Source organism: Glycomyces sp. TRM65418, from assembly GCF_019710475.1.
GTDB lineage: Bacteria > Actinomycetota > Actinomycetes > Mycobacteriales > Micromonosporaceae > Glycomyces.
Genome location: NZ_JAJFAX010000005.1, coordinates 20,607 through 45,564, shown reverse-complemented (window position 1 = coordinate 45,564; position 24,958 = coordinate 20,607). Strand labels below are relative to the sequence as shown.

General features: G+C 70.4%; 20 protein-coding genes and 1 tRNA gene. 12 read left to right on the top strand and 9 right to left on the bottom strand.

Annotated elements, in window-relative coordinates; translation table 11 throughout:
- Positions 1–69: 69 nt before the first annotated feature.
- The 5 genes from K3N28_RS12515 (at position 70) to K3N28_RS12495 (ending at position 6,734) form a co-directional block, all read left to right on the top strand.
- Positions 70–804: a hypothetical protein gene (locus K3N28_RS12515; RefSeq protein WP_228092866.1), complete on the top strand. Its 735-nt coding sequence runs from the start codon at positions 70–72 to the stop codon at positions 802–804.
- Positions 805–1,025: 221 nt separating this feature from the next.
- The gene (gene clpB, locus K3N28_RS12510; RefSeq protein ID WP_228092865.1) at positions 1,026–3,629 is read left to right on the top strand and encodes an ATP-dependent chaperone ClpB; all 2,604 of its coding nucleotides are present in this window, start codon (positions 1,026–1,028) and stop codon (positions 3,627–3,629) included.
- Between the two features lie 288 nt (positions 3,630–3,917).
- On the top strand, positions 3,918–4,868 hold the full coding sequence (locus tag K3N28_RS12505) for a hypothetical protein (RefSeq protein WP_228092864.1): 951 nt from the start codon (positions 3,918–3,920) through the stop codon (positions 4,866–4,868).
- Positions 4,869–4,876: 8 nt separating this feature from the next.
- Entirely contained in the window at positions 4,877–5,692 is an 816-nt protein-coding gene (locus tag K3N28_RS12500; RefSeq protein ID WP_228092863.1) for a hypothetical protein, read from the top strand.
- A gap of 22 nt (positions 5,693–5,714) precedes the next feature.
- Entirely contained in the window at positions 5,715–6,734 is a 1,020-nt protein-coding gene (locus tag K3N28_RS12495; protein WP_228092862.1) for a hypothetical protein, read from the top strand.
- Here the strand turns inward: K3N28_RS12495 and K3N28_RS12490 are convergent.
- Positions 6,716–7,150 (bottom strand): hypothetical protein, encoded by a 435-nt coding sequence (locus K3N28_RS12490; RefSeq protein ID WP_228092861.1) that lies wholly within the window; start codon positions 7,148–7,150, stop codon positions 6,716–6,718. The genes K3N28_RS12495 and K3N28_RS12490 overlap by 19 nt on opposite strands.
- A gap of 119 nt (positions 7,151–7,269) precedes the next feature.
- On the opposite strand from K3N28_RS12490, the gene K3N28_RS12485 reads away from it, so the two are divergent.
- Positions 7,270–8,097, top strand: coding sequence for an MOSC domain-containing protein (locus K3N28_RS12485; protein WP_228092860.1), 828 nt, complete (start codon positions 7,270–7,272; stop codon positions 8,095–8,097).
- On the opposite strand, the gene K3N28_RS12480 is transcribed toward K3N28_RS12485, so the two are convergent.
- Positions 8,094–9,032, bottom strand: a complete 939-nt coding sequence (locus tag K3N28_RS12480) for a DUF6528 family protein (RefSeq protein WP_228092859.1) — start codon at positions 9,030–9,032, stop codon at positions 8,094–8,096. The two genes, K3N28_RS12485 and K3N28_RS12480, sit on opposite strands and share 4 nt — an antisense overlap.
- 336 nt (positions 9,033–9,368) lie before the next feature.
- Here K3N28_RS12480 and K3N28_RS12475 point away from each other — a divergent pair, with 336 nt between their 5' ends.
- Together K3N28_RS12475 and K3N28_RS12470 are read left to right on the top strand one after the other, a co-directional pair.
- On the top strand, positions 9,369–9,737 hold the full coding sequence (locus K3N28_RS12475) for an Rv3235 family protein (protein WP_228092858.1): 369 nt from the start codon (positions 9,369–9,371) through the stop codon (positions 9,735–9,737).
- A 160-nt stretch (positions 9,738–9,897) separates the two neighbouring features.
- Positions 9,898–10,509, top strand: coding sequence for a DUF4291 domain-containing protein (locus tag K3N28_RS12470; RefSeq protein WP_228092857.1), 612 nt, complete (start codon positions 9,898–9,900; stop codon positions 10,507–10,509).
- A 20-nt stretch (positions 10,510–10,529) separates the two neighbouring features.
- Here the strand turns inward: K3N28_RS12470 and K3N28_RS12465 are convergent, their stop codons facing one another.
- Both K3N28_RS12465 and K3N28_RS12460 read right to left on the bottom strand, forming a co-directional pair.
- Positions 10,530–11,150 carry a hypothetical protein gene (locus K3N28_RS12465; RefSeq protein ID WP_228092856.1) on the bottom strand — a complete coding sequence of 207 codons (621 nt, stop codon included), beginning with the start codon at positions 11,148–11,150 and terminating at the stop codon, positions 10,530–10,532.
- A 6-nt stretch (positions 11,151–11,156) separates the two neighbouring features.
- Entirely contained in the window at positions 11,157–12,446 is a 1,290-nt protein-coding gene (locus tag K3N28_RS12460) for a hypothetical protein (RefSeq protein ID WP_228092855.1), read from the bottom strand.
- Positions 12,447–13,008: 562 nt separating this feature from the next.
- Here K3N28_RS12460 and K3N28_RS12455 point away from each other — a divergent pair.
- From K3N28_RS12455 to K3N28_RS12445, 3 genes are all read left to right on the top strand, one after another.
- Positions 13,009–14,529 (top strand): hypothetical protein, encoded by a 1,521-nt coding sequence (locus K3N28_RS12455; RefSeq protein ID WP_228092854.1) that lies wholly within the window; start codon positions 13,009–13,011, stop codon positions 14,527–14,529.
- Between the two features lie 183 nt (positions 14,530–14,712).
- Positions 14,713–17,511: a DEAD/DEAH box helicase gene (locus tag K3N28_RS12450; RefSeq protein WP_228092853.1), complete on the top strand. Its 2,799-nt coding sequence runs from the start codon at positions 14,713–14,715 to the stop codon at positions 17,509–17,511.
- Between the two features lie 12 nt (positions 17,512–17,523).
- Positions 17,524–18,744 (top strand): hypothetical protein, encoded by a 1,221-nt coding sequence (locus tag K3N28_RS12445; RefSeq protein WP_228092852.1) that lies wholly within the window; start codon positions 17,524–17,526, stop codon positions 18,742–18,744.
- Between the two features lie 38 nt (positions 18,745–18,782).
- On the opposite strand, the gene K3N28_RS12440 is transcribed toward K3N28_RS12445, so the two are convergent.
- A tRNA-Arg gene (locus tag K3N28_RS12440) sits at positions 18,783–18,858 on the bottom strand.
- A gap of 158 nt (positions 18,859–19,016) precedes the next feature.
- Positions 19,017–19,706, bottom strand: coding sequence for a hypothetical protein (locus K3N28_RS12435; RefSeq protein ID WP_228092851.1), 690 nt, complete (start codon positions 19,704–19,706; stop codon positions 19,017–19,019).
- Between the two features lie 132 nt (positions 19,707–19,838).
- Between K3N28_RS12435 and K3N28_RS12430 the strand changes: the two genes are divergently transcribed.
- The gene (locus K3N28_RS12430; protein WP_228092850.1) at positions 19,839–20,981 is read left to right on the top strand and encodes a winged helix DNA-binding domain-containing protein; all 1,143 of its coding nucleotides are present in this window, start codon (positions 19,839–19,841) and stop codon (positions 20,979–20,981) included.
- Between the two features lie 578 nt (positions 20,982–21,559).
- Here K3N28_RS12430 and K3N28_RS12425 read toward each other — a convergent pair.
- From K3N28_RS12425 to K3N28_RS12415, 3 genes are read right to left on the bottom strand one after another with little or no spacing between them, the layout of a single operon-like run.
- Entirely contained in the window at positions 21,560–23,257 is a 1,698-nt protein-coding gene (locus K3N28_RS12425) for a DUF885 domain-containing protein (protein WP_228092849.1), read from the bottom strand.
- The gene (locus tag K3N28_RS12420) at positions 23,254–24,198 is read right to left on the bottom strand and encodes a prephenate dehydrogenase/arogenate dehydrogenase family protein (protein ID WP_228092848.1); all 945 of its coding nucleotides are present in this window, start codon (positions 24,196–24,198) and stop codon (positions 23,254–23,256) included. The genes K3N28_RS12425 and K3N28_RS12420 overlap by 4 nt, the downstream gene beginning before the upstream one ends.
- Positions 24,198–24,536, bottom strand: a complete 339-nt coding sequence (locus tag K3N28_RS12415) for a co-chaperone GroES (protein WP_228092847.1) — start codon at positions 24,534–24,536, stop codon at positions 24,198–24,200. Before K3N28_RS12415 ends, K3N28_RS12420 begins: the two co-directional genes overlap by 1 nt.
- Positions 24,537–24,958: the final 422 nt, after the last annotated feature.

The following is a 24,958-nucleotide window of genomic DNA, read 5'->3' as shown; positions in this document are numbered from 1 at the left end:
TCCACAAGAGCTTGGCGCGTAGCCCGTAGTGCCCCTGCAGCCGCAAACCACCGAATAAGGGAGGTCCCCGTGCCGACGAAGACGGGAGATAAGGTCCGGATCATCGTCCTGGGCACCGGCCCCGACGCCGAAACCGCCCGCGCGATCGCCGAGTCCGACGCTGATGTCGCGCTCGCCGCGAAGTTCACCAAGACCGTGACCCACTTGGTCATCGACGACACCGTCAAGCCCACCGAGGCCCGCGTGAAGAAGGCCGAGGAGGCCGGCGTGCCGGTCCTCTCCGTCGCCGAGTTCCGGGCGTTGCTGGTCGCCGGAGCCGAGGACGAGGTGGACCAGGTCGTCGAGGCCGAGCTCGAAGAGGCCCCGGCGCAGACGCCCGCCGCCGTGGTCGAAGCCGAGGTCGTGGACGAGGAAGTGACCGAGGCCGTCGCCGAGGAATACGAGGTCGAGCCCGGCGAGCCCGAGACGGTGAAGGCTCAGCAGCCCGAGCCCGTCGCGGACCCCGAGCCCGAAACCGCCGTCGGTTCCGACTCGGAGAGCACGGCCGGTTCCGACTCGGAGAGCACTGTCGAGCCCGAACCGACGCCGGCGGCCGAGCCTGAGCAGCGGTCCGAAGCGAAGGCGGAGCCGGTCGCCGAGGCGATCGACGAGCCCGAGGAGACCGCCGCCGACCCCGAGAAGGCGGTGCCGTCCCAGGGCGAGGCGCCCGCGATCGAGAACGACGAGAAGTCCGAGGGCAAGGCCAAGCCGGGCCTGATCGCGAAGATCAAGTCGATCTTCGGTGTGACCGGCGCCCGCAAGTAACGAGCGCACACGGAAAGCCCCGGGCCCGTCGGGCCCGGGGCTTTACGCTGTCCGGAGACCTGCCGGTTCGCTCACGGCGAACAGGTAAGTTTCGACGTAAAAACTTGAGCCGTCTAGACTCAACTTAGCGGCCCGGTTCGCGCCGGACCGCGACCGCCACCAGACCCGACACCGAGGGCCGGCTCCGCAGACCGGCGCCACGAGAGGAAGGCTCCACGTCGATGGACGTCAACCGTTTGACCACCAAGAGCCGCGAAGTCATCTCCCAGGCCGCCCGCACCGCGGCGGCGAACGGCAACCCCGCCGTCGAACCCTGGCACCTCCTGGACGCGCTCCTCACCGTCGACGGCTCCACCGCGCCCGGCCTCCTCCAGCTCGTCGGCGTCACCCCCGGCACCGTCTCGGCCGAGACCGAGCGCCGCATCGACGAGCTCCCGTCGGCCTCCGGGCCCTCCGTCTCCGAGCCGTCCATGGCCCGCGAATCCCTGCGCGCCATCAACGCCGCGGACAAGATCGCCACCGACTACGGCGACGAGTACGTCTCCACCGAGCACCTCCTCACCGGGCTCGCCCAGGCCGGCGGCGAGATCGCCGCCTTCCTGACCGGCCAGGGAGCCACGGACAAGAAGCTCATCAGCGCGTTCCCGACCCTGCGCGGCGGCGACCGCAAGATCTCCTCGGCCGATCCCGAGCAGGGCTACAAGGCCCTGGAGAAGTACGCCGTCGACCTCACCGAGACCGCCCGGTCGGGCAAAGTGGACCCCGTGATCGGCCGCGACACCGAGATCCGCCGCGTCATCCAGGTCCTGTCCCGCCGCACCAAGAACAACCCGGTCCTCATCGGCGAGCCCGGCGTCGGCAAGACCGCCATCGTCGAGGGCCTCGCCCAGCGCATCGTCGCCGGAGACGTCCCCGAGTCGCTGCGCGACCGCCGCGTCATGCTCCTCGACCTCGCCAGCATGATCGCCGGAGCCCAGTACCGCGGCCAGTTCGAGGAGCGGTTCAAGTCCGTCCTGGAGGAGATCAAGTCCTCCGACGGCGAGATCATCCCGTTCATCGACGAGCTGCACACCATGGTCGGCGCCGGCAAGTCCGAGGGCTCCCTCGACGCCGGCAACATGCTCAAGCCCGCCCTCGCGCGCGGCGAACTCCACATGATCGGCGCCACCACCCTCAACGAGTACCGCGAGCACATCGAGAAGGACGCCGCCCTCGAACGCCGCTTCCAGCAGGTGTACGTCGGCGAGCCCTCCATCGAGGACACCGTGGCGATCCTCCGCGGCCTCAAGGAGCGCTACGAGGTCCACCACGGCGTGCGCATCACCGATTCGGCGCTCGTGGCCGCCGCGCAGCTCTCGGCCCGCTACCTGCCCGACCGCCGCCTTCCGGACAAGGCCATCGACCTGATCGACGAGGCCGCCAGCCGCCTGCGCATCGAGATCGACTCCCGCCCCGAGGAGATCGACACGATCGAACGCGCCGTGCGCCGCCTCGAGATCGAGGAGACCGCGCTGCAGAACGAGAAGGACGACCCGGCCTCGGCCGAGCGCCTCGCCTTCCTCCAGCGCGAACTCGCCGACGAACGCGAGAAGCTCGCGGCCCTCTCCCGCCAGTGGGAGTCCGAGAAGGACCGCATCGGCAAGGTCTCCGAGCTCAAAGAGCAGCTCGACGACCTCCGCACCCAGGCCGAACGCGCCGAACGCGAATACGACCTCGAGAAGGCCGCGCAACTGCGCTACGGCCGCATCCCGGAACTCGAACAGCAGCTCACGCAGGCCGAGACCGAACTGGCCAGCGCGGACACGGACCCGACCCATCAGCCGATGCTCAAGGAAGAGATCGACGCCGAGGAGATCGCCGACGTCGTCGCCGCGTGGACGGGCATCCCGGCGGGCCGGCTCCAGGAGTCCGAGACCCACAAGCTCCTCCACGCCGAGGACGTTCTGGGCGAACGCGTCGTCGGCCAGATGGAGGCGGTCACGGTCGTCGCCGACGCCCTGCGCCGCGCCCGGGCGGGCCTGTCCGACCCGAACCGGCCGACCGGCTCGTTCATCTTCGCGGGCCCCACGGGCGTCGGCAAGACCGAGCTGGCCAAGGCCCTCGCCGAGTTCATGTTCGACGACGACCGGGCGATGGTCCGGATCGACATGGGGGAGTACACCGAGCAGCACTCCACGGCCCGCCTCATCGGCGCGCCGCCCGGGTACGTCGGCTACGAGGAAGGCGGCCAGCTCACCGAGCCGGTGCGCCGCCGCCCGTACTCCGTGGTCCTGCTCGACGAGGTCGAGAAGGCCCACCCGAGGGTCTTCGACACGCTGCTGCAGGTGCTGGACGACGGCCGCCTGACCGACGGCCAGGGCCGCACGGTCGACTTCCGCAACGTCATCCTGATCATGACCTCGAACCTGGGCTCCCAGGCGCTCGTGGACCCGCTGCTGGAGGAGACGGCCAAACGCGACCAGGTCCTGGCGGCGATCCGCAACCACTTCAAGCCGGAGTTCCTCAACCGCCTGGACGACATCGTCATCTTCCACGCGCTGGAGCACGACCACCTGAAGTCGATCGTGGACGTGCAGCTCCGCCACCTGGAACGCCGCATGGAGGCCCGACGCCTCAAGCTGGACGTGGACGACGCCGCGAAGTCCTGGCTCGCCGACCGCGGCTTCGACCCCGTCTACGGCGCGAGGCCGCTGCGCCGCCTCATCCAGTCCTCCATCGGTGACCCGCTCTCCAGGGAGCTCCTGGAAGGCAAGATCGTCGACGGCGACACGGTCGAGGTCGGCACCACCGAGCAGGGCGACAAGCTCACCGTCGCCAAGGGCTGACCGCCGAACCGCGACGGCCCGTCCCGGCGAACCGGGACGGGCCGTCGCGGTTCGCCCCTGCCTCCTGAAACCCCTGGCCACTGAAGGTCGGCGCCGCCCTCACCGGCCTGCCCGTCGCCGGGTCGTCACGCCCTCGCACGATGGTGAATTCGCGGGACGGCGCCGCGACACACCCGAGCACGTGGACCGGCCGAGCGGGCCTCCCGTGTCCTAAACCTGCAATACCACTTTGGAATGAATCTCACCGGTTCCGCGGCAGAACCCGGCACCGTTGGTCATAGTCCTCATATGGCCATTCCTGAACCACTGGGCCTGACCCGCCGCACCATCCTCACCGGTGCGGCCGCCCTCCTCGCCGCTGGGACCGCGGGGTTCACCGCCCAGCGTCCCTCCCACGCGTCCGGCGGCCCGCAGATCCGCGCCGCCGCCGCGGGCTGGACCGGCCGCGACGGCGAACTGCTCGTCCTCACCGCGGGCGCCGCCACCGAATCCGACTACACGCTTCGGCTCCTCGAACCCGCCGAGCCGGACGCCCCCGCGGAACTCGGCCCGCCGCTCCCGCTGGCCCTGCCCGCCGACTTCCATCCGCATTCGATGGCCGCGCTCGGGCCGGTCCTGTGGGTCACCGGCGCCGTCGAGAGCGGCCCCGACCGGGCCCGGCCCGCGCTCCTCCGCATCGCGGACGGCACCGCGGCCTACGCCGACCTCCCGGTCCCGCGGGAGATCCGCTCGGGGATCGCCACCGCCGTGACGCCGTTCGGTGCCACCGGCCTCGCCGCCGTCATCGAGGGCTCTCCGGACCCGCACTTCGCGGGCGTCACCCGCAGCCATCTCGCCACCAGCGTCGACGCCGGCCGGACGTGGAGGGAACGGCCGCTCGCCGTCGGCCTCGGCGAAGGCTACGGAACCGTCCTGGCCGAGACCGACCACGGGCTCTTCGCCGCCGTCGCCGACAGCACCGGCGCCCTCGCCGCCCACGTCGGCACGCCGGACCTGCAACCCGCCGCCACCGTCCCCGGCTCCGGCCGGCCCATGGCCGCCGTCGCCACCGCCGAGCACGTCAGCGTCTTCTCCGACCGGGACGGCACGGTCGCCGAGACCCGGTTCACCGCCGCGGGCGCGCCGCTCGAAACCGATCCGAACTGCGCCTGCCGCGGCGAAGTGCGCGCCGTCCCCGGAGGGCGCGGCCTCTGGCTGGAGATCGACGGCGACCACGTCCGCGTCCGAGGAGCCCGATAGGAGGACCGATGACATTCCCCAGCAGCAGCAAGGCATTCGCGAGCGCGACCTGCGAGCTTCCCGACATCACCCGCGACTGGCTCCACGACCGGAGCCACAAGACCCGCTACCGCACCGCCTTCAACGGCGAGGGCCTGGGCATCCACCCGAACCCGACGTCCTTCACCATGCACGAGGAGGCGCACGCCCAGGCGGGCAAGGTCGTCCGCGACCTGAAGGCCCTCGGCAAGCACTATTCGCCCGACGGGAAGCCGTGGCCCTACGACTGGACGGGCCTCGCGGGCGCGAAGGTCTGCAAACCCGGCTACCACCGCTACGGCGCGGCGGTCGACTTCAGCAAGTTCCAATGGGGCCGAGGGCAGTACATGGACGCGGCCGTCCACGGCAAGAGCACCAGCCGCACCTTCCGCCGCCGCTATCTCGCGGTGATCGCCGTCTGCCGCAAGCATTTCGGGACCGTCCTGCACTGCCACCACGACCCCGACGGCTCCCACTGGAACCACATCCACGTCGACCGCGGCCGCGCAGCGGTCGCCGCGAACTGGAGCTACCAGACCGACACGACCATCATCCAATGGGCTGCAAGGGATCTCGCCGGAATGAACGACATGGACATCGACGGCGACTTCGGGCCGAAGACCACCGAGGGCTACAAGCTCCTGCGCGAGCGCTTCGCCGCCGAGGACGTCGACCCGACGAAATCGGCGGGGAACTTCCGCGCCTGGCTCGACCTCATCAGCCGACACGCCATGGCCGACAAGGACGCCGGGGCTTTCCGGCTGGACGAGACCGCCCCGGCGGACGCCGCCGCGGACGAGGAGTGAGCGCGGCATGAAGGAGCACCGCATGGTCGAGAGCAAGCGCGTCGCCGGGGCCGCGGCGGCGCTGCTGCTGGCGGCGACGCTGTCCGCCTGCAATCTCGGCACCGCCGAGAGCAGCACCGACACGGACATCGGCGTCTTCTACGGGCTCGGCGACGACCACCGCCTCTACCGCTGGGATCCCGACGGGGACGCGGCCGAGCCCGTGCTCGACCTCAGCGGCGTCTGGGAGGAGTCCGGCGACGTCGGCACGGTCCTCCGCGCGTCCCTGAGCGTCGACCCGCGCCAGCGGTACGCCGCCTGGGTCGCCGGCGGGGACCCCGACGCGAGCTTGAGGTTCGGCGACCTGCGGACCGGCGAGATCACCACGGCCGTCGAGTATCCCGTCGACCACGCGTGCATCGACCCCGCCTGGCTCGCCGACGGCTCCGCGGTCCTCGCCCACCGGGCGCCGGTGTGGGGCGGCGCCGATGAAACCGGCGCCGGTGCGACGCCGCTGCCCGTGGAGACCTGGGGCCCGACCGAGTGGCACTCGCCGGACGCCGAAGCGCTGCCGCCCACCGTGGACCTGGAGGTCGACGGCTGCCGGCTGCGCTGGTACACCGCTGAAGACGGTACGGCGCAGGCGATCTACCACGACCTCGAAGTCACCGAGTTCTACCGCGTCGACACGGCCGGGCAGATCCTGGAGACCATCCCCGTCTCGTCGCTCGAAGGCGCCGAACCGCTCACGATCGGCCTGGTCGACGTGGACCCGACCGGGCGCTACGCCTGCATCGTCGACGACTACGGCGAGCACGGTGCGATCAAGGGCGGCTTCACGATCCGCGCCGAGGCGGGGACCCGCGTGATCGACCTCGACACCGGTGAAGCCGTCGAGGGCGGCGACCGAGGCTGCACTTCGATGCACGCCGAAGGCTTCGTCTCCCAAGACGGCGCCGCGGTCGCCTTCACCGACTACGAGGGCAACGCTCGCTGGGAGACCGAGCTCCCTAGCACGATCGCCGAGTCGCCGATCCTGTTCTACTACCCGGCCGAGTCCTGACCCCCGGTCGACAACTCGGGCAGGCCCGCCTCGCGCCGCGCCTGGACGATGCGCTCACGGACGCGCGCGGGGTTCTCGTAATGGTGCTCGTCGCAGTACGACAATCGCTCCAGCCACCAGTCGATCCAGTCGGACCCGTCGGCGGATTCGTCGGTGGCCCTGCCCGGCGGTCGATGTGAGGGCAGCGGGTTCGGTCCGCGGAAGTCCCGTTCCATCTGCACGTGCCACCCCACCCACTGCTCGAAGTTCGAGTTGTTGTTCTCGGTGTCGAGGAGGACGCGCGTGCCGTCGGGGCCCGGGCCCCAGTCCAAGCCCATCTGGTGGTCCTCGTAGTAGCGGGCGATGCGCGCCATCACCGCGATCCCGGCGGCCAAGAGCCCCAAGCAGGCCAGTCCCGTCCATTGCCACCACGCCATCTGATCAGCGTATCGACCGCGGCTCCGGCAGCGGCTCCCCCGAACGGCCGAGAGGCCACCCGTTAGCCTGGAGAGGTGCGAACCGTGATCGAGGAACGAGACGTCCGAATGGACCGGCGATGACCGTCGTCGGGATCCACCGCTACCCGCTCAAGTCGGCGGCCGCTGAGGCGCCCGCGGCAGTCGTCCTCGGCAAGCACGGCCTGGACGGCGACCGCACCTGGGTCTGCCAGGACGCGGACGACACCATCGGCAGCGCGAAGCAACCGCGCCTCTGGAGCGGCCTGCTCGACGTCACCGCCGTGTACGATCCCGCCGAAGACCGGGTCTTCGTGGCCACGCCCGGAACGGCGGGAGCCCCGGCGGGCAGCCCGGAAGCCGACGCCGCCGTTTCGGCCCGGCTCGGTCGGCCCGTGCGGCTCACCCGCACCGCCCCGCCGCAGATGAAGCGCCACCATTGGTGGCCGGACGAACCGGGCATGATCCCCGAATGGGCCGCCGGTGCCGAACCCGGCGGCGACGCCGTGATCGACGTCGGCACGGCCGGCGGCCGCTTCTTCGACTTCGGCGCCGTCCACATCGTCACCACCGGCGCCCTCGATCGCCTGAGCGCCGAGCACGGCAGTGCGGTGGATCCGATCCGCTTCCGCCCCAACCTCATCCTCGACCTCCCCGCCGATCCCGGGCCGGGGCAGCGGATCGCGATCGGATCCGGCGTGGTCCTGGAGGTCCTGGTCCCGACGCCGCGCTGCGTCATCCCGTCCCTCGCCCACGGCGGGTCGCCGGCCGACCGGGCCCTGCTGAAGACGCTCGCGGGGCACCACCGCGTCGACGTGCCGGGCTTCGGGCGCGCCACCTGCTTCGGCTGTTACGCCGACGTCGTCGCCACCGGGACCGTCGCGACGGGCGACCGCGTCGAAGTGATCACAGAGGAATCGTCGGTCTAGTTGTAGGCGGTCGCGTAGTACCGCGCCTTGTAGAATTCCGCGCCCGACCTGGTCCGGTCGGCCGACTGCGAGAACACCACCGTGGGGCTGCCCCAGGTGCGCGAGCCCGCGTTGTCGCCGCGCACGTAGAAGTACTCACCGGTGCTCATCTTCACGTACGACTTGACGCGCGTCGTCGTGTGCAGTGTGGACTTCGCCAGTGACGACTTGTCGATGGAGTACACGCCGTAGGTGTCCGAGACCAGCAGCCGCCCCGTGTTCGAGTAGTCCGGCTGCAGGTCGTGTCCGAGCCCCGAGAGCGTCACCTTCCTGCTCGACGCCTTGAGCCGGATGTTCCGGTAGGCGCCCGACACCGTGTACGCCTGCACGATCTTGTCGCCGCACGCCCAGAGCAGCTGGTCGTTCGGGTCCCACACGACCCCGTGGGCGCCCGCGAGCGAGACCGTCTGCACTTTGGCGAGCGTCGACGGGTCGGCGATCTTCGTCGGCGCGTACACCGTGAGGAACCCGTCCGAGGAGGCCGCGACGAACGCGCCGAGGTTCGGGATGCGCTCCAGCGCATGCGGGTTCCCGCCGGGGGCGGCGCTCCACAGGACGTCGTTGAGCTCCTGGTCCTTCTCGTTGGTGACGTCCCAGATCCCGACCCGGCCGCCCGACGCGGCGGCCAGGCCGATGACGCCGAACTCGGCCGTGTTGCGGATGCGGCAGTCCGAGAGATTGGACCAGCCGCCGGTGCCGGGGCTCCACGTCTTGTAGGCGTCGGCGTTGCTGAACGACTTGCTCTTGTCGAACACGTACACCTTGTTGGTGACCTGTTCGGTGACCATGACCTTGAAGTTCGCCGTCTCCGCGGAGGCGACGCCGGCGCCGATCACCCCAGCGGTGGCCAGTGGCGCCCCGACGGCGACGGCCCGAAGAAAGTTGCGCCTGTTCATATCCGCTCCTTGGGGGTAGGGAGAACCCGCTCCAGTGTGCGACACCGGAACCAGTCCGACGGCCCGGACGGAGGCATGACTCCCGCTTACTCCAGGCAGAGCGACACGCCGAAGCCAGATCGGTCATTTTTGTAGGAATCGTCAACGGCCCACGACTTACCGCTGGTTCCCTGTCCCTTACGAGGCGGTGGCCGGCCCTGCGCCCGCCAGTACATTCCACAATCGAGGCCCCCTGAACCCGCAACAGCGACAAGCGGTGTGCTTGCAATCACCGACAGTGATGCATAGATTCTCCGTCGTGACGGTCTCCCACCGATCGCTATCACTGGAGGAACCATGCACTGCAGCAACGACTTCGCGCCCGCCTCGCACCGCCTGTCGCGCCGACAGGCCATCAGCTACTCGACCTACTTCCTCAACGTCCTGACCGGCCGCAAGCCCGCGGCCGAGGCCCGCCTGCTCGCCACGGACGCCGGCTGGCTCGCCTTCGCCAGAATCCGCCGCCGCGTCCCGACCCGCTTCAGGCAGGTCCGCGTGATCCGCACGGTCTGCCCCAACCCGAACACCGCCGAGGTCGTCGCCATGGTCGAAGACGGTATCCGCCACCAGGCCATGACGCTCACCTTCCGCGCCACCCGACACGGCTGGCGCCTCGACCACTGCGACCTCATCCACGCCAACAACCGCCCAAGACACCGCCTGTGAACCGCTGAGCCGAACGTAGGCCGCCGAACCCGAGGGCTCGGCGGCCTACACCCGTGTCGACCGAACTGAGCGGCGCCCGTTTCATGGGAGACGCACCGCCCGCTCGCGAAAGACCGAATAGCGTTTGCGTTCGCTCTGGGGTCCTGCCGGCATCCGGTACATGGAGGACCCTCGGAACCCAGTCCCACTCCGGCAGATCCGCGCCCGCCACGACGAGGAGACGATCACCGTCTACCAGGCCTACGACCCAGCGATCGCCGAAGCGGCGCTCGCCGCCCAGACCTTCGTCCCGCCGTTCAAGCGCGAGCGCATGACCTGGATCAAGCCCTCGTTCCTGTGGATGATGTACCGCTGCGGCTGGGCCGCCAAGGCGGGGCAGACCCGCGTCCTCGCCGTTTCGATCGCCCGAGACGGGTTCGAATGGGCCTTGGCCCGCTCCTGCGGCAGCACCCCGGCGCCCGGCGAGACCCACGAAGCCTGGAAGGAGCGCCTGACCGCCTCCCCGGTCCGCGTCCAATGGGACCCCGAGCGCGACCTCCGTCTGAACCGCCTCGACCACCGCTCGATTCAGATCGGCCTCTCCGGCGAAGCGGTCGACCGATACCTCGGCGAGTGGATCACCGGCATCGCCGACGTCACGGAGCTGTCCCGCACGATCGACACGCACCTGGCCAAGGGCGACACCGACGCGGCCCGGATGATGCTCCCCGACGAACGGCCGTACCCCCTGGAGGCAGCGCTGGCCGCCCATCTCGGCGCATCGATTGCTTGAAAGTAAGGCGACCGCCAGCCTCAGCCTTTGCGGACGTCGATACCCGAGCCGTCGGCGAACACGATCCGGGCGTACTCACCGATGCTCTTGGTGCGCTTCAGGAGGCGAGTCGTGCGCGTGCGTTCGACCGTGCCCGCGTATGCCCACTCGTCCGCCGGAAACTCGGCGACGGTCTCGATCGGCGCCGGCCGGTAGCCCTCATGGGACCCTCGGGGAGTCGGCGCGGCGCTGAGCAGGCGCGAGCGCGTACGGCCGCGCACGCCGAGGAACGCCACCCGCCTGTCGGTGAGCGCCCAGATACCGGGTCGGCGCAGCGCGGGAGCGGCGAGGCTCCCGGCCCGGCTGGCGAGGCCGTCACCCCAGACGACGGCGGCGGGACGGCGGGGACTCGACGTCCCGACGTCGCCGCCGGACTCCCCGGCCAGCAGCACGACCCAGGAGACGAACAGGTACACGGGGAGGCGTGCGACGAACCGTCCGGCCGCTGCCCATGCCTGGCCGGCGGTCGGATACGGCTTCGGGATGCCCTCGAACGCCGTGAGGCTCCACGAGGGCGCGCACTCGCGCAGCCACTCGCCTTCCTGCAGCCACTCCCGCTCCAGGAGCGTCTTGCCGTCTCGCCGCAGATCGAACACCGGCACTGCCCGTCAGTTCTCGAACTCGGCGAGCAGACCGTTGAGCGCGGCGGCGGCCTCGTCGTCCGCCGCCCGGTAGTCGACCGCGCAGTCGCGAAGCTTGATCGCGTCCCCGTTGAGGGCGTCCTCGACTCCCGTGATCGCTGCGACCATCTCGTCGCAGCCCTCCGTGTACGCCTGCTCGAAGTAGACGGCGCCCGGAAGTCCCCACGCCATCTCGGTCGCGCTCGCCTCCTCGGCCACGCAGCGAATGGAACCCGCATTCCCTGCGTGCCCCTCGAGGCTTCCCGCCGCGCCTTCGAGCGAGTCGAGGTCCACCGTGACCGGTCCGCCTCCGCCGGACGACGAGTACATCGCACCCGAGACGGCGTTCTGCGCCGCGCCCGCGCCCGTCGCGATCGCGGTTCCCGCCCCTTGCAGCAGGCCGGTGCCGCCCTTGATAGCGGCGGTGACGAGGACGCGTTTCCACAGGTCCTTGCCCGCCAGCTCGAACCCGTTGAGGGGGTTGATGCCGCGGAACGGGTTCCGCTTCAGGCGCTCGATCATGAAGTCGCTGAGCCCGCCGAAGATCTTGACGACCTTCTTGAACCGATCCATGACCCGCGTGAACATGGCGAAGCTCTTCGCCACCGCCGACAGCAGGAACGTGGCGACCGACGCGCCGAAGGACCAGGCGCTGTTGGCCAGCGCGATGAGCCCACGGGTGATGAGCCAGGCCACCAGCTCGGCGAGGATCGACTTGATGCAGCCGTAGACGGCCTCGGCCGCCGCCTGGGCCCAACCGAGCAGCGTCTGGATGGTCAGCGCCTCGTGGGACGTGGCCATGATCGCCGCTTCGACGGCGTACAGCTGCTCGTAGGCCGCGTCGGCGTCCTTCCCCTGCCAGCCCGTCAGCTTGCTCGCGACCGTCTGGCCGGTCTCGCCGCTCAGCGCCTCCAGCGCTGCGGCGACCTGGCCCCAGACCTCGCCTTGGCGGGCCATCTCCTGGGGGTCGCCGGAGACCATCTCGAGCACGTCGTTGAACGGTTCGACCAGTTCGAGGACGATGGTCAACCCGGCCTCCGCGAGCGCGTAGATCGGATCGCGCAGGGCGAAGAGCGCCTCCATCGCCAGGCCTTGCACCTCTCCGGCGACCGCGGTGATGGCGCCGGCGGCGTCGTCGGCCTCGATGGCGCCGTAGACGGCGCGGGCGACGCCGCCGACGACGGGCGTGCCTTCGAGGACGCGCTGCGCCGCACCGGGGGAGTCGGCCTCAGGGTACTGAGATATGTCGGATCCGTACTGCTCGGCCAGATTCGTCATCGCAGCGGGCTCCTTCGAGGGTAGGGGAGCTAATGCTCACGCGGATTGCCCACGAGATTAGCGCACCTGCTCAAGTGAGAGGCCCCATGACCTGGCCTTCGACGAGCGAAGGCCTGCTCAACGGCGGCGACCGTACCGTGCTCCTCGATCAGGATGCAGGAGAGCCCGGACTGGTCGGCCCTGAACATCATCTTCGATGGGGCCGCCTACGCGGATGCCGAGGAGGTCTCTCCGCCGACGGCTTGTCGGTCTTTGTCCTGGTCAAAGCAAATCTTCATACGTTCGCGGCGACTCGAAGGGGACGAGCGCTGCGACCGTCTGCGCGTCTGCGAACGGGTCGATGGCCGCGGCCTGGTCGGTGGGAATGCCGTCGGGGAAGTAGCGGTCGACGTTGTCCTGGTCGCGTACCGGGCGCCCGACTGACAGGCCTGTTGATCGACGGTGCTTCGCCCAGCATGGCCGCCTGCGCCGGTAGGAAAGCCGCGTGTTCGGGGGATGACGGCGACCGTGAGCAACTGTAGGATTCGCGTTACTTTGCGTCGCCTCCTCGGAAGGATCCCTCATGGACGCTGACTCGACCGTCTCGGCTCAGGCTGGGATCGGCCGGGTCGTCAAGCGCTCCCCGAACCTGTTCCGCCGCGCGAGCGCCGGCACCGTGCTCGCGGTCCTCGCCTCCGCGACCCTCGCGCCGGCCGTTGTGGCGGTCGCTGGAGGCGGCGCGGTGGCCGCCGCCCTCGCCGCGATCGCGGGCAGCGTCGGTTCCCCGCAGGTGACGGCCCTCGTGCAGCGATGCGCCCAGCGCATTCGCGGCACCGCCGAGCAGGAGCTGCCGTCGGCGGCCGAGGCCGCACTGACAGCGGACCTGACCGCGACGTTCGAGCACGACGGCGACGCGACGCTCCGTCTCCAAGCCGATCTGGTCCGGCTCATCGACCGCATCGGCGGATTCGAGACCGCCCTCGCCAACACCGCGGGCGATCTGCGCGAACGGCTCGACCAGGTGTTCCAGGAGCTGTCGGACGCCAGCGGCAGGATCCTGGACCGGATCGACGACCTCGGTGCAGCGCAGTACGAGACGGCCGAGCGGATCGAATCGCTGCGAGCCGAGCAGCAGGCCGGATTCGGGCGGCTACTGCAAGCCGGAGCGGGCGCTTCACTCGCGGTTCCAGGCGAGCCCGAGCTGCTGTTCGCCGAAGCCGTACCCGAACCGCCGCGCCGAGACCGCTGGGAACCGGGCCTGGAGATCACGGTCGAACGGAGTCGCTACCTGCTCTACGACCTCTTGGTCGACGAGCGCCGCACACCCGACGGCTCGGCGCTCCTCCGCCGAGGAGTCGCCATGCGCCGCAACTCGACCGGTGGACGCGCCGACCGCTTCGTCTGGTTGCGGCAGGTGCACGGCCCCCGCGGGGGACCGAGCGCCGATGCCGCCCGCGTCGCGCTGCGGCGCGAGCACGACCTGCTCGACACCCTCGGAAACCAATCCGGCTTTCCAAGGCCCGACCAGATCGCCTCCTCAGGCGGCACGCTCAGCTCGGCGCTCATCTGGCCCTCACTGGGACGCGAAGCGGGACCCTGCGAAACGTTGGGTGCGCTCGCCGCCGACGACGGCGAACCGCTCACCGACTGGGCGGCCGTCGGCCTGTACCGGGGGCTTGCCGGACTGTGCAAGACCCTGGCCGTACTGCACCGCCACGGCGCGAGCCACCGCGACCTCACCCTCGACGGCATCCTCATGCCCGGCACCGAGAGCCTGGCCCTGCGCGACCTCGGCCACGCCGGACGCGAACCGCGCCCCGGCGAGACCTCCAGTGTGTACACGGCACCCGAACAGCGAAGGCGCGCACCGCTTTCCCCTGGCTCCGCCACCGACGTGTACCAGGTTGCCGCGGTCGCCTACCATCTCATCGTCGGCCACCCGCCACCCCGCGCCCCCGTCCCGCCGCCGCACACTCCCCGCTCAGCGCCGCTCGAAGCCCTGCACACGACGCTCGCCGCAGCGCTCGCGAACGACCCCGCCGCACGCCCGAGACTCCCGGCGCTCGCCGACGCCTTCCGATCGGCTGCCGACTCGCTCAAGTGAGGAGACCAGTTGCACCCCGTCCTCCTGAACGGCCCGATCATCATGGTGCCGAGCCAGCGACTCGAGTCCGACCTGCGAGACAAGCACCGCCGCGACCCCGGTATGCCGCGAGACCCCGCGGCACTGCAGGATCGGCTCAACGAAATCGGCGGTGCCGTACGCAGCGGTGTCCGAGGTGTCCCCGTGATCGTTGCCGATCCGAAGCCTGGCGACGACCCGAGCCTGTACGTCTACACTCCCGAATGGAAGATCCGGCTCTACCTCATCCCGAACCGCAACGTCTACCGAATCGGCTACGTCGGACCGCTCGAACCGCGGGATCACCAGCGGCTGGCGGACACGAGCCTCATCGTCAAACCCCGGGCCTGGCGGGTCGTCCGGACCTTCGCCGACATTCCGCCGGCATCGAAGTCGTACATCGGCGAGATCGTGAACGCCTGGAAGCGCCTGCGCGCCATGCTCGCCGCCGAACGCGGCAGACGTCCGCTCAGCGAAGCCCAGACCGCGTTCCTCGACCGCCTCGACGCCATGATCGACGCGGCCCAGCGGATCAAGCGCCGCCAGCTCGAGTCCACCGGCGCGACCGACTACACCGCGAAGCGCTCCACCGGCGAACAGCGCCACGGCAAACGCTCGGCCTACGTCTTCGAACTGGCAGGCGACCACGAGTTCACCGAAGGGACGTTCGTCGACGTCGTCGGCCACGACGACATGCGCGGTCGCATCACCCGCATCGCCGGGAACACCGCCACGGTCAAGTTCGACCGGCCGATCGACTGGGATGCGCTGCCGGCAGTGGGCGCGCTCAAGGAAGCGCCGAACGAGACCGTGTTCCGCAGTGAGCGCGAAGCCGTCGAGCTCCTGCGCGCCCGCGAAGCGCACAACCCCCACCTGCTCGACGTCTTCGTCGACCGCAAAGTCCGCAAGATCCCCGAAACCCACGCCCAGCCGCGCGAACCGCTCAACCCCGAGCAGCGCCGCGCCTTCGAGAAGGCAGGGACCGTCGAGGACCTCCTGCTCGTCCACGGGCCGCCCGGAACCGGCAAGACCCGCACGATCAGCGAGATCGCCCGCGCCGCGGTCCTCGACTTCCAGCAGAAGGTGCTGGTCTCGTCGCACTCCAACCGCGCGGTCGACAACGTGCTCGCCAACCTGCCCGCCGACCTGGAGGTCCTGCGCGTCGGCTACCGCGAATCGGTCACGCCCGAAGGCGAGGCGTACCTGCTCGACACCCGCGTGAGCGAACTGCGCGAACGCATCCGAGCCGCGACCGCCGAAGCGATCGGCCCCTACGGAAGTCTCGACACCGCCGAAGCCTGGCTGCGGGAGCTCACCGCTCGCATCGACCACTGCGACGCCCGCATCGCCGACCTGGACGGCGCCGACAGCGTGCTTAGCCGCGCAGCGGCCACCGCTGCCGCGCCGTACGCTTCGCGCTTGACCGACCTGACCGCAGAGGTCGAAAGCGTCTCCGCGATGCACGAACGGCACAGCAAGGCCGAACAGCGCTGGCGCAGATGGTCGGCCGCTTCCCGGTCTCACACCGGCATCCCGATCCTCGGGCTCATCTTCGCGCTCGTCTTCCTGGTCTTGACCCCACTGGGCGACAAGGCAGAACAACGCTGCATCAGCGCCCGCACCGCCCTCGATGCGCTCAAAGCCGAGCACCGCCGGGTCACGGGCGAACGCGACCAGGCGATCGTGGCCGACCCGGAAGTCCGGCGAACGCGCGAGCAGCGCCGCCGGGCCGAGACCGAGGCGCAGACCGCGATCGCCGACGCCACCTCGGCCGCCGCTGATCTCACCAAGTCGCTCCGCGGTCTGGTCGCCGTCGACCCGCCAGGCCGGGAAGACGCCCTCGCCGACCCGCGGGCCGCAACGGCAGTCCTCAAACGCGGGCGGGACCGGCTCGCGCGCGACCTTCCGATATACCGGCGCCGCAAGGACCTACTCACCCGCTGGCTCGGCGCCGTCTCCTCCTCAGCGGACGAACTCCGCAACGAATTCATCAGGTACGCCGACGTCATCGCCGCCACGTGCATCGGCTCGGCGTCCCGGCCCGAGCTCGCCGGAGTCGAATTCGACCTCGCGATCATCGACGAGGCCGGGCAGATCGGCATCAACGACGTCCTCGTGCCGCTCACCCGCGCCCGCAGAGGCGTCCTCGTCGGCGATGCCATGCAGCTGCCACCGTTCCTCGACACCGAAGTCGCCCAATGGGGCGCGGGCGTCGACGACCCGGCGGTCCGCGAACTGCTCGCCAAGAGCGCCCTGGAGGTCCTCAGCTCCGACCTGCCGGACAGCCACCAGGTCGCACTCGCCGAGCAGCGGCGCATGCCCGAAGCCATCGCCGACTTCGTCTCGGCGCAGTTCTACGGATCGGCGCTGCGAACCGTGCACCGAGGATTCCGACGTGACCCGCTCATGCTCACCCCTATGACCTTCATCGACACTTCAGCGCTCCCCGCGAAACGCCGTATGGAGAGCCGAGGGCGGGCCGGTGAGCGCTGGTCGCTTCCCGGTTGCGCGAACCGGGCCGAGGCCGAACTGCTCGCCCGGCTCGCCGCCCACTATGACCATCTTCCCGGCGACGGGGACTGGTGCCTCATCGTGCCCTACCGCGCACAGCTCCAACTGGTCAAGAGCCTGCTGCGGCGCCGGATCGCCAGCGCCGAGACCATCGAGTTGAACGTCGGCACCGTCGACTCTTTTCAAGGGGGCGAACGCGACGTTGTCCTCTACGGATTCACCAGAAGCAACCGGGCGGGGAACGTCGGCTTCCTCGCCGAGTTGCGGAGGCTGAACGTCGCGTTCACCCGCGCCAAGTCCCAGCTGGTGATGGTCGGCGACCTCCCCATGCTGCGGGCGGCCGCAGACGGCGGCTTCCGCGACCTGATGGCCGATCTCGACGTCCACTTGAAGCTCCGCGGGGACGTCCGGTCCTACGGGGAGATCGAGACCTTGCTCCGCGACCTCGACTAGGAAGGCTGACCGTTGAGCCGACCCGACCAACTGTTCTCCTACCCGCGCGAGGCGGCCGTCGAACGCGTCGTGCACGACCTCGGCCTCCGGCCGACTCGGGTGCTCGCGGGCCTGCTGCCGCTGTGGCGGGTCGAAGTCGAAGCGACCACCACTGAAGGTCGCCCGTATGAACTCATCGATCGGTTCCTTGAGGAGTCGATCGCGTACGGCGGCTTCGGGACGGTGAACGAGCTCGCACTGTTCCTGTCGCTCGACGAGACCCTCGTCGACCGCGCCCTGCGCTTCCTCGCCCGGATCGGGCACCTGGTCGAGAGCGGCGGGCACTACCGCCTCACTGAGCTCGGCAAGCGCTCGGTCGAGGACGGTAAGCGCTACGAGGTGCGCAAGGCGGACCGCCGCATCCTCTACTTCGAGGCGTTGAGCTCCCGACCGCTGACCCGCCCCTACTACAACACCAGGGCCGTCACCGTTCTCACCGAGTACGAGGCCACTCGCCTCGTCTCCGGTCCGGGTGGCGTCCGCTTCCAGCGCTTCGGCGGCCCGCCGCTGGGCAGGAGCGCGAACGCACTGCAGGACTTGGTGAACAGCCCCGAACGCGACCGCTACAACCTCCCCGAGGGGATCGAGGACATCAACCCGATAGGTGCGGACACGCCTGCTCGCCTGCCCGTCTACCTGGTCCGCACCGAATCGAGCTATGGAGAGCCGCAATATCTCGCCTACACTCAGGCGTCCCGCGAGGCTGATCCTGAACTCAGTGAGATCTGCGGGCAGCACGCGTACGCCCGCTCCCATCTCGAGGCCCTGGAAGCCCAGGGTCTTGGAGGCGGCGACAAGGCGAACATCACGGACTGGGCCGACCACCGGAAGCTCGGGAAGCGCGCTGCCGTACAGCGGCAGACCGACGGGACCTGGAGGCTGGTCCTGCCCGAGCGGGAGCTCACCCGCGGCAACGGCCTGGACATCGGTCAAGTCGGGCGGTACAAGGTTTCCCGGGACACGGTCTTCCAGCTCTGGTGCGATTCTCCGCACGCCCGGACCAGGGCCTTCCTCGAGCGCGTCGAGGTCTACTTCGACTCGGTCCGCTCACCGAATCGCGACGAGCTCCAAGACCGCTTCGACCAGTTCGCGCGCCAGCTCGAACTCGCGCCGATGAGCCTGGAATCGATTGCGGCGCTTGCCGCCAACGCGGGAAGACGCCATCTGTCCGATCAGCTCAAGGCGTTGCCATAGACGCAGAGAAGCCGGGTCGATGACCCGGCTTCTCTATGTGGCGCGCCCCGAGGGATTCGAACCCCCAACCTTCTGATCCGTAGTCAGATGCTCTATCCGTTGAGCTAGGGGCGCATGCCTGGCTGATCGTTGCGATCAGGACCGGGCATAACCTTACCCGGGTCGAAAAGCGATCTGCAACCGGGTACGCGGATGTGCGCTGGGTCATTCCGCACCGTTTGCGGCGTGTTCGCACCCCCGACCTGCTGATCCGGAGTCGGAACGGCAGGTCGTCAGCAGTTGTCGAGGACTGTTCGGGCCAGGTTGCGCCAGGCCACGGGGAGGCGCTCGGCCCGTTCGGGGAGCGGAGCCTCGGCTGCCGCCCAGACCGCCGCCTCGGCCTCCGGGACCTCCTCGCCCAGCAGGAAGCGCTCGACGAACGCAGCGCGGTGCTCGCGGCCCGGGAAGAAGTACCCGCCCGCCGCGAACAGCGCCACGTACGCGCGGTGCAGCCCCTCGGTGAGCGTCTCGGCCAGCTCCCACGGGTCCGTGGCGTCGCCCAGGCGCTTCGCGAGCGACTCGACCTCCGCGGCCACGGTCTCGCGCGACGCGTCGGCCAGGGCCTGCGGGAACTCCGTGACCTCGGCCCGCGCCCTGGACCCCAGCTCGGAGTCGTCGGCCAGCAGCGTTCCCTCCGCGAAGCGGGCGATGACGTGGAGCGCCTCGTCGGTCGGGAACCGCCAGCCCTCGCCGCGCCCGAGCGCGTCCAGGTGCGCCTGGAAACGCTCGACCGTGAGATGCACCGCCTCGGTGCTGGCGTCCGCGGGCACCGCGTCGATCTCCCAGACGCAGACCAGTTCGGCCTCCTCCCCGAAACCGGACAGGGCGGGGCCGTGCGCGTAGGCGAACGCGAGGCGCTCGTCGTCGTTGATGTCGGCGAGGACGTCCGTGGAGAGCCTCAGGACCGCGGTGGGAAGGGACATGCCGTAATTGTGGCTGTTCTTCGCAACCGCGTCCACCGGTCGTTCGCACACGCGGTCGGTATTTTTTCGCCGCGGCTGAGCGGTGAAGCCGCGGACGATTCACGTGTCGCAAGTGGCGGTTAGCATGAGCGCATGGCAACACCCACCGGCCGTGCCGGCACGGACCTCGAGCCGGGGGCGATCGCCGCCTGGCGTGCCCACTCCCAGCGGCTCTGGGGTGAGCGTTTCGCCACACCGATGGAGGCGTTCGCGCACCTCGGCGCGGTCCAGTCCCAGGAATACCAGCCGTCGAAGCTCACCCCCGCCATGCGCACCGTCCCCGACGCGGAAGGCCTGGCGTACGCCGGGCCCGCCGCGGTGGACGCGCTCATCGACCAGGGCGCGGTGGTCCGCACGCACGTGCTCCGCCCCACCTGGCACACCGTGCCCGTGGGAGACCTCCGGATGATGCTGGCGGCCAGTGCGGACCGCGTGCAGCAGCTCGTCGGCAACAACGGCCGCGGCTTCGGCCTCGACGCCGCGACGCTCGAGCGCGGGGCAGAGACCCTCGCGGCGGCCACCTCGGGCGGACGTCACCTGCTGCGGGAAGAGGCCGCGGAGGTGCTCGCGGGGGCCGGGGTCCCCGACCCGTCCGGGCAGCGGCTCGGCCACCTGCTCGGATACGCGGAGCTGGAGTCGGTGATCTGCTCGGGGGCACCGAAGGACGGTAAGCAGACCTACGCGAACTTCGACGAGCGCGTCCCGGCGGGGCCGATCGCGAAGGACGAGGCGATCCGGGCGCTGGCGCTGCGGTTCTTCACCTCTCGGGGCCCGGCGACGTTGAAGGACTTCACGCGATGGGCGACGTTGAAGGTCGCCGACGCGAAGCTCGCACTGGACGGCCTCGGTCTGGGGGAGATCCGCGTCGGTGACCGCACGCTCTACTACGGGATCGAGCGGCCGGAGACCGGCGATTCGGTCCCGGTGGTGGACTTCGTTCAGGGCTTCGACGAGATGCTGTGCTCGTACACCGACTCGAAGGACTGGGTGCTGCACCATTCCGTGCCGCGCACGCGCTTCCCGGACCGGCCGCGGTTCAACTCGGCGATCCTGCTGGACGGTCAGGTGATCGGCAACTGGAAGGCCACGCCGAAGCGGGACGTCCTGGTCATCGAGACATGGCGGGCGCGCGGGTTCACCGCCGCGGAGATCGCGGCGCTGCGCCGCGGCGCGGACCGCCTGCGGGCCTGGTTCGACAAGCCCGAGATGGAGCTCGTCCTCGATCAGCCCGAATGAGGACTCTCGCCCGGCTCGCCGAGCGGACGCCGCTGACGGCGCGTTCGCGACCCGGTCCGGAGGCGGTCGACCGGCTGCCTTGGTCGCGGTGGCGCTGGTTGAGAGCTCATTGGCGACCTGGTCGGGAGCCGATCGACAAGCCGGCGGGTCACCGAGCGGAGGCCGCTGACGGCGCGTTCGCAACCGACCCGAAGCCGACCGCCGGGCTGCGGGGCGCCGATGCAGTCTCGACCGGCGGCTTGCCCGGTCCCCGACTCCGGGTCGGCGGTGGTCGCTCGGCGAGCGCGAGGGCGCTTCGGGGCGAATCCGGAATGACGGATATGTTCCGTACGCAGCGCCCCCGTTCAACAATCCGTACCTCGCGGGTATGACATCCGAGGCAGGAGTGAAGGTTCCTCGCTCTGGTGCGCGAGAAGGCCTCGCTCGCATGCGTGCGAGCGAGGCCTTCGTTGACCAGTCGCCCTTAGCGGACGGGATCGTGATGACCCGCCCGGCGGCCCAGCACCTGAGGCCGTCCAGGCGGTTCAGCGCCTCGGTGCATCCAGCGGCTCAGGGCCTCCCGTGGGCGGCCTCGATGCCTACAGGCGGCTCAGGGCCTCCGCGAAGGGGGCGAGGCCCATCGAGCCGAGGTTGAGGGCGTCCGTGTGGAACTGCTTGAGGCTGAAGTCCGCGCCCTTGCGCGCCCGGTAGTCCTCGCGGGCCTGCATCCACAGGCGCTCGCCGACCTTGTACGACGGCGCCTGCCCGGCCCAGCCGAGGTAGCGGTTGCGCTCGAACTTGAGCATGTCGTCCTCGATCGTGCGGGTGTGCGCGCGCATGAACTCGTACATCTTCTCGCCGTCCCACGCCTCGCCCGGCCGCCAGCCGAACGGATTGTCCTCGGGGATGTCGAACTCGCAGTGCAGGCCGATGTCGACGATCACCCGCGCGGCCCGGAAGGCCTGCGCGTCGAGCATGCCGAGGCGTCCGGCCGGGTCGTCGTCGTAGTAGCCCAGCTCGTCCATGAGTCGCTCGGAGTAGAGCGCCCAGCCCTCGCCGTGGCCCGAGCACCACATCATCTGGCGCTGGAACCGGTTGAGCAGCTCCACGCGCGCCATCGTCTGGCCCACCTGCAGGTGGTGTCCCGGCACGCCCTCGTGGTACACAGTGGACTTCTCGCGCCACTTGCCGAACAGCTGCTGCCCTTGCGGCACCGACCACCACATCGCGCCCGGGCGGGAGAAGTCCTCGCTCGGCCCGGTGTAGTAGATCGCCCCGTCCTCGGTCGGCGCGATCTTGCAGTCGATCGTGCGGATCTGCTCGGGGATGTCGAAGTGCTTGTCGGCCAGGTCGGCGATCGTCGAGTCGGCGAGCTCCTGCATCCAGTCGCGGAACGCCTCCTTGTCGGTGAGGTTCTGCTCCGGGTCCTGGTCCAGGAACGCCACGACCTCTTCGATCGACGCGCCCGGCTTGATCCGCTCGCAGGTCGCCCGCATGTCGTCCTCGATGCGGGCCAGCTCCTGCCAGCCCCACGCGTAGGTCTCCTCCAGGTCGATCGCCGAGCCGATGAAGTACCGGGACGCCCGCGAGTAGCGGTCGCGGCCCACCGCGTCGGTCTCGGGCGCCTGCGGGGCCAGCTCCTCGCGCAGGAACGCCGCGAACTTCCTCGCCGAGTACCGCGCCCAGGTGGCGCCGTCGCTCAGGGCGATGCGCAGCGGCCCGCTCGCGACCGGCTTGCCGTCCACGGTCACCGAGTTCGCCAGGGCCGCCCAGAAGTCGGTGTCCTTGCCCTTGGCGCCGTTCCAGTTGTCACAGTGCTGCGCGACCTCGAGCACCTGCCGCTTCGAGGCGACGCGACCGGCGGCGGCCTCGGCCCGCAGCGTCTCCGTGTACTGGTCGAACGCGGTCGAGACGACCGCGAGCCGGGCCGCGATGTTCTCGGCGGCCTCCTGGCCGTCCTTCGGCATGAGGTCGAAGATCTGGCGCACGCTGTGCACGGGCGAGGCCAGCACGTTCAGGCTCAAGTAGGTGTCGCCCGCTTCGTGGCGCTCCAGCTGCAGGCGGAGGCGCTCCAGGATGGCCTCCTTGGCGACGCGCTCGCGCTCGTCGACGGGCTCGGCCGCTTCCAGCTCGGCGATCGCCTGCCGGGTCAGTGCGGCCTCGGTTTCGAGCCCGGCGGGCGAGAGGTCGTCGATCTCATGGTCGTGTCCGGGGACGCCCATGCTCGTGGCCGTGAGAGGGCTCAGAGCGATGACGTCTTCGACGTACTTGTCGGCGATCTGATCGATTCTTCTCATGGAGTGGACTGTACGCGAGGTCGCCGGGCGAGCGCGACCTCATCTTCGAGCGCTTCGACCCATCCTCCGGCGGCCCCCAGCTCCACAAGCGCCTCCCGGGTGAGCGGGATGCGTTCGGCCCCACCGGCCTCCGGCGGCCAGGCGGCGCGCCGCGCCCTGGCGTGGTCGAACCACGCCGCGACCGCCTCGGGGCGCTGCGCGTGCTCGCTCAGGCGCAGGCGCGCTGAGCAGAGTTCCTCGATGAGTTCGTCGAGGGCCGAGAGCAGTTGCGTCCCATTGCCTTCGACCATGCCGGCGAACAGGGCGGTCGGACTGGCCGCGACGCGGGTGCCGTCGCGGTACGACCCGGCGGCGAGCGTGCGGGAGAGCGGGTCGTCGGCGACGTTGACGAGCGCGGCGGCGACCAGGTGCTCGAGGTGGGAGATGCGCGCGGCGGCGACGTCGTGGGCTTCGGCGGTCGCGGGGACGACGCGCGCCCCGACGGCGGTCCACAGCCGCGCCAGCGCCGCCCAGTCCTCGAGGTCGGTGTCCGCTTCGAGGCACAGCACCCAGGGGCGGTCGCGGAACAGGCCGGGCTCGGCCGAGGCGAAGCCCGCGGTCTCCTTGCCCGCCATGGGATGTCCGCCGACGAAGCGGCGGTGGGCGGCGAACGCGAGGGCGGCGTCGACCTTGACGGAGGCCACGTCGGTGATCAGGCCGGTGTAGCGGTCGGCGGGCAGGGTCTCGGCCGCGATCGCGGCCAGGTGCCGGTAGGGGGCGGCGACGACGGCGACGTCGGTGTCGAGGAGCGCGGCGGGGTCGGCGGTGACGGGGACGTGCGCGGCGGCGGCTTCGCGGGCGGCCGGGTCGGGGTCGTGGCCGAGCACGGTGTGGCCGGCCTCGTGGAGGGCGAGCGCGACGGAGCCGCCGATGAGGCCCAGCCCCAGGACCGCGACGCGCATTACAGGTAGAGCCCGGTGCCGTCTTCGTCGACGCGTTTGGCGGCGACGGCGTGGACGTCCCGCTCGCGCAAGAGGATGAAGGTGCGGCCCTGCATCTCGACCTCGGCCTTGTCCTCGGGGTCGAAGAGGACGCGGTCGCCGGTCACGACGGAGCGGACGAGGGGGCCGACGCCGACCGCTTCGGCCCAGTGGAGGCGGCGGCCCATCGCGGCGGTGGCGGGGATGACGATGCCGGCGGCGGAACGGCGCTCGGCGTCCGCGTCCTCGCGCACGAGGAGGCGGTCGTGCAGCAGCCGGACCGGCAGGCCGGTCGTGGAGTCCAACGGTGTATCGGTCACAGCGCCCCAGCCTACCGTCCATGCGGGGTGAGGCCGAAGCGCGAGCGGGGAGTCTCACGTCCGGCCGCCGAGGCCGCGTGGGGCGGAACGCGAAGGCCCCGATCACCGCCGTGCGCGGGGTACGGCACTGGTGCGCCCGACCGTCCCCCGGGTCCGGGTGTGTCGGGCTTCGGCGCCCCCGGATCGACGATGGCGCAGGGGTCCGACGGTTCGGGGCTCGACCGGCCCCGCGGTCGGGTGCGCCTGATCGCCGAACCCCCGACACCGAGGTGGCGCACGGGTCCGGCAACGCCGAGGGCGGAAAGGTCGGACACCGCCATGGCGCAAGGGTTCGGCGTCGGCGCGGCATCCGCCCCGAAGCCGCGGTGGCGGAGCGTGATCGCAAGCTCTCGGCACCGCCTGCTGGGTGGGACGAGTCGCAC

Excerpts from the sequence above, each read along its gene's own strand:
- K3N28_RS12425 (WP_228092849.1), bottom strand. The coding sequence starts at position 23,257 with ATGAGAAGAATCGATCAGATCGCCGACAAGTACGTCGAAGACGTCATC.
- K3N28_RS12480 (WP_228092859.1), bottom strand. The coding sequence starts at position 9,032 with ATGAACAGGCGCAACTTTCTTCGGGCCGTCGCCGTCGGGGCGCCACTG.
- K3N28_RS12420 (WP_228092848.1), bottom strand. The coding sequence starts at position 24,198 with ATGCGCGTCGCGGTCCTGGGGCTGGGCCTCATCGGCGGCTCCGTCGCG.
- K3N28_RS12485 (WP_228092860.1), top strand. The coding sequence starts at position 7,270 with ATGACCGTCGTCGGGATCCACCGCTACCCGCTCAAGTCGGCGGCCGCT.
- K3N28_RS12475 (WP_228092858.1), top strand. The coding sequence starts at position 9,369 with ATGCACTGCAGCAACGACTTCGCGCCCGCCTCGCACCGCCTGTCGCGC.
- K3N28_RS12430 (WP_228092850.1), top strand. The coding sequence starts at position 19,839 with ATGGCAACACCCACCGGCCGTGCCGGCACGGACCTCGAGCCGGGGGCG.
- K3N28_RS12500 (WP_228092863.1), top strand. The coding sequence starts at position 4,877 with ATGACATTCCCCAGCAGCAGCAAGGCATTCGCGAGCGCGACCTGCGAG.
- K3N28_RS12490 (WP_228092861.1), bottom strand. The coding sequence starts at position 7,150 with ATGGCGTGGTGGCAATGGACGGGACTGGCCTGCTTGGGGCTCTTGGCC.
- K3N28_RS12470 (WP_228092857.1), top strand. The coding sequence starts at position 9,898 with ATGGAGGACCCTCGGAACCCAGTCCCACTCCGGCAGATCCGCGCCCGC.
- clpB (WP_228092865.1), top strand. The coding sequence starts at position 1,026 with ATGGACGTCAACCGTTTGACCACCAAGAGCCGCGAAGTCATCTCCCAG.
- K3N28_RS12495 (WP_228092862.1), top strand. The coding sequence starts at position 5,715 with ATGGTCGAGAGCAAGCGCGTCGCCGGGGCCGCGGCGGCGCTGCTGCTG.
- K3N28_RS12435 (WP_228092851.1), bottom strand. The coding sequence starts at position 19,706 with ATGTCCCTTCCCACCGCGGTCCTGAGGCTCTCCACGGACGTCCTCGCC.
- K3N28_RS12455 (WP_228092854.1), top strand. The coding sequence starts at position 13,009 with ATGGACGCTGACTCGACCGTCTCGGCTCAGGCTGGGATCGGCCGGGTC.
- K3N28_RS12460 (WP_228092855.1), bottom strand. The coding sequence starts at position 12,446 with ATGACGAATCTGGCCGAGCAGTACGGATCCGACATATCTCAGTACCCT.
- K3N28_RS12505 (WP_228092864.1), top strand. The coding sequence starts at position 3,918 with ATGGCCATTCCTGAACCACTGGGCCTGACCCGCCGCACCATCCTCACC.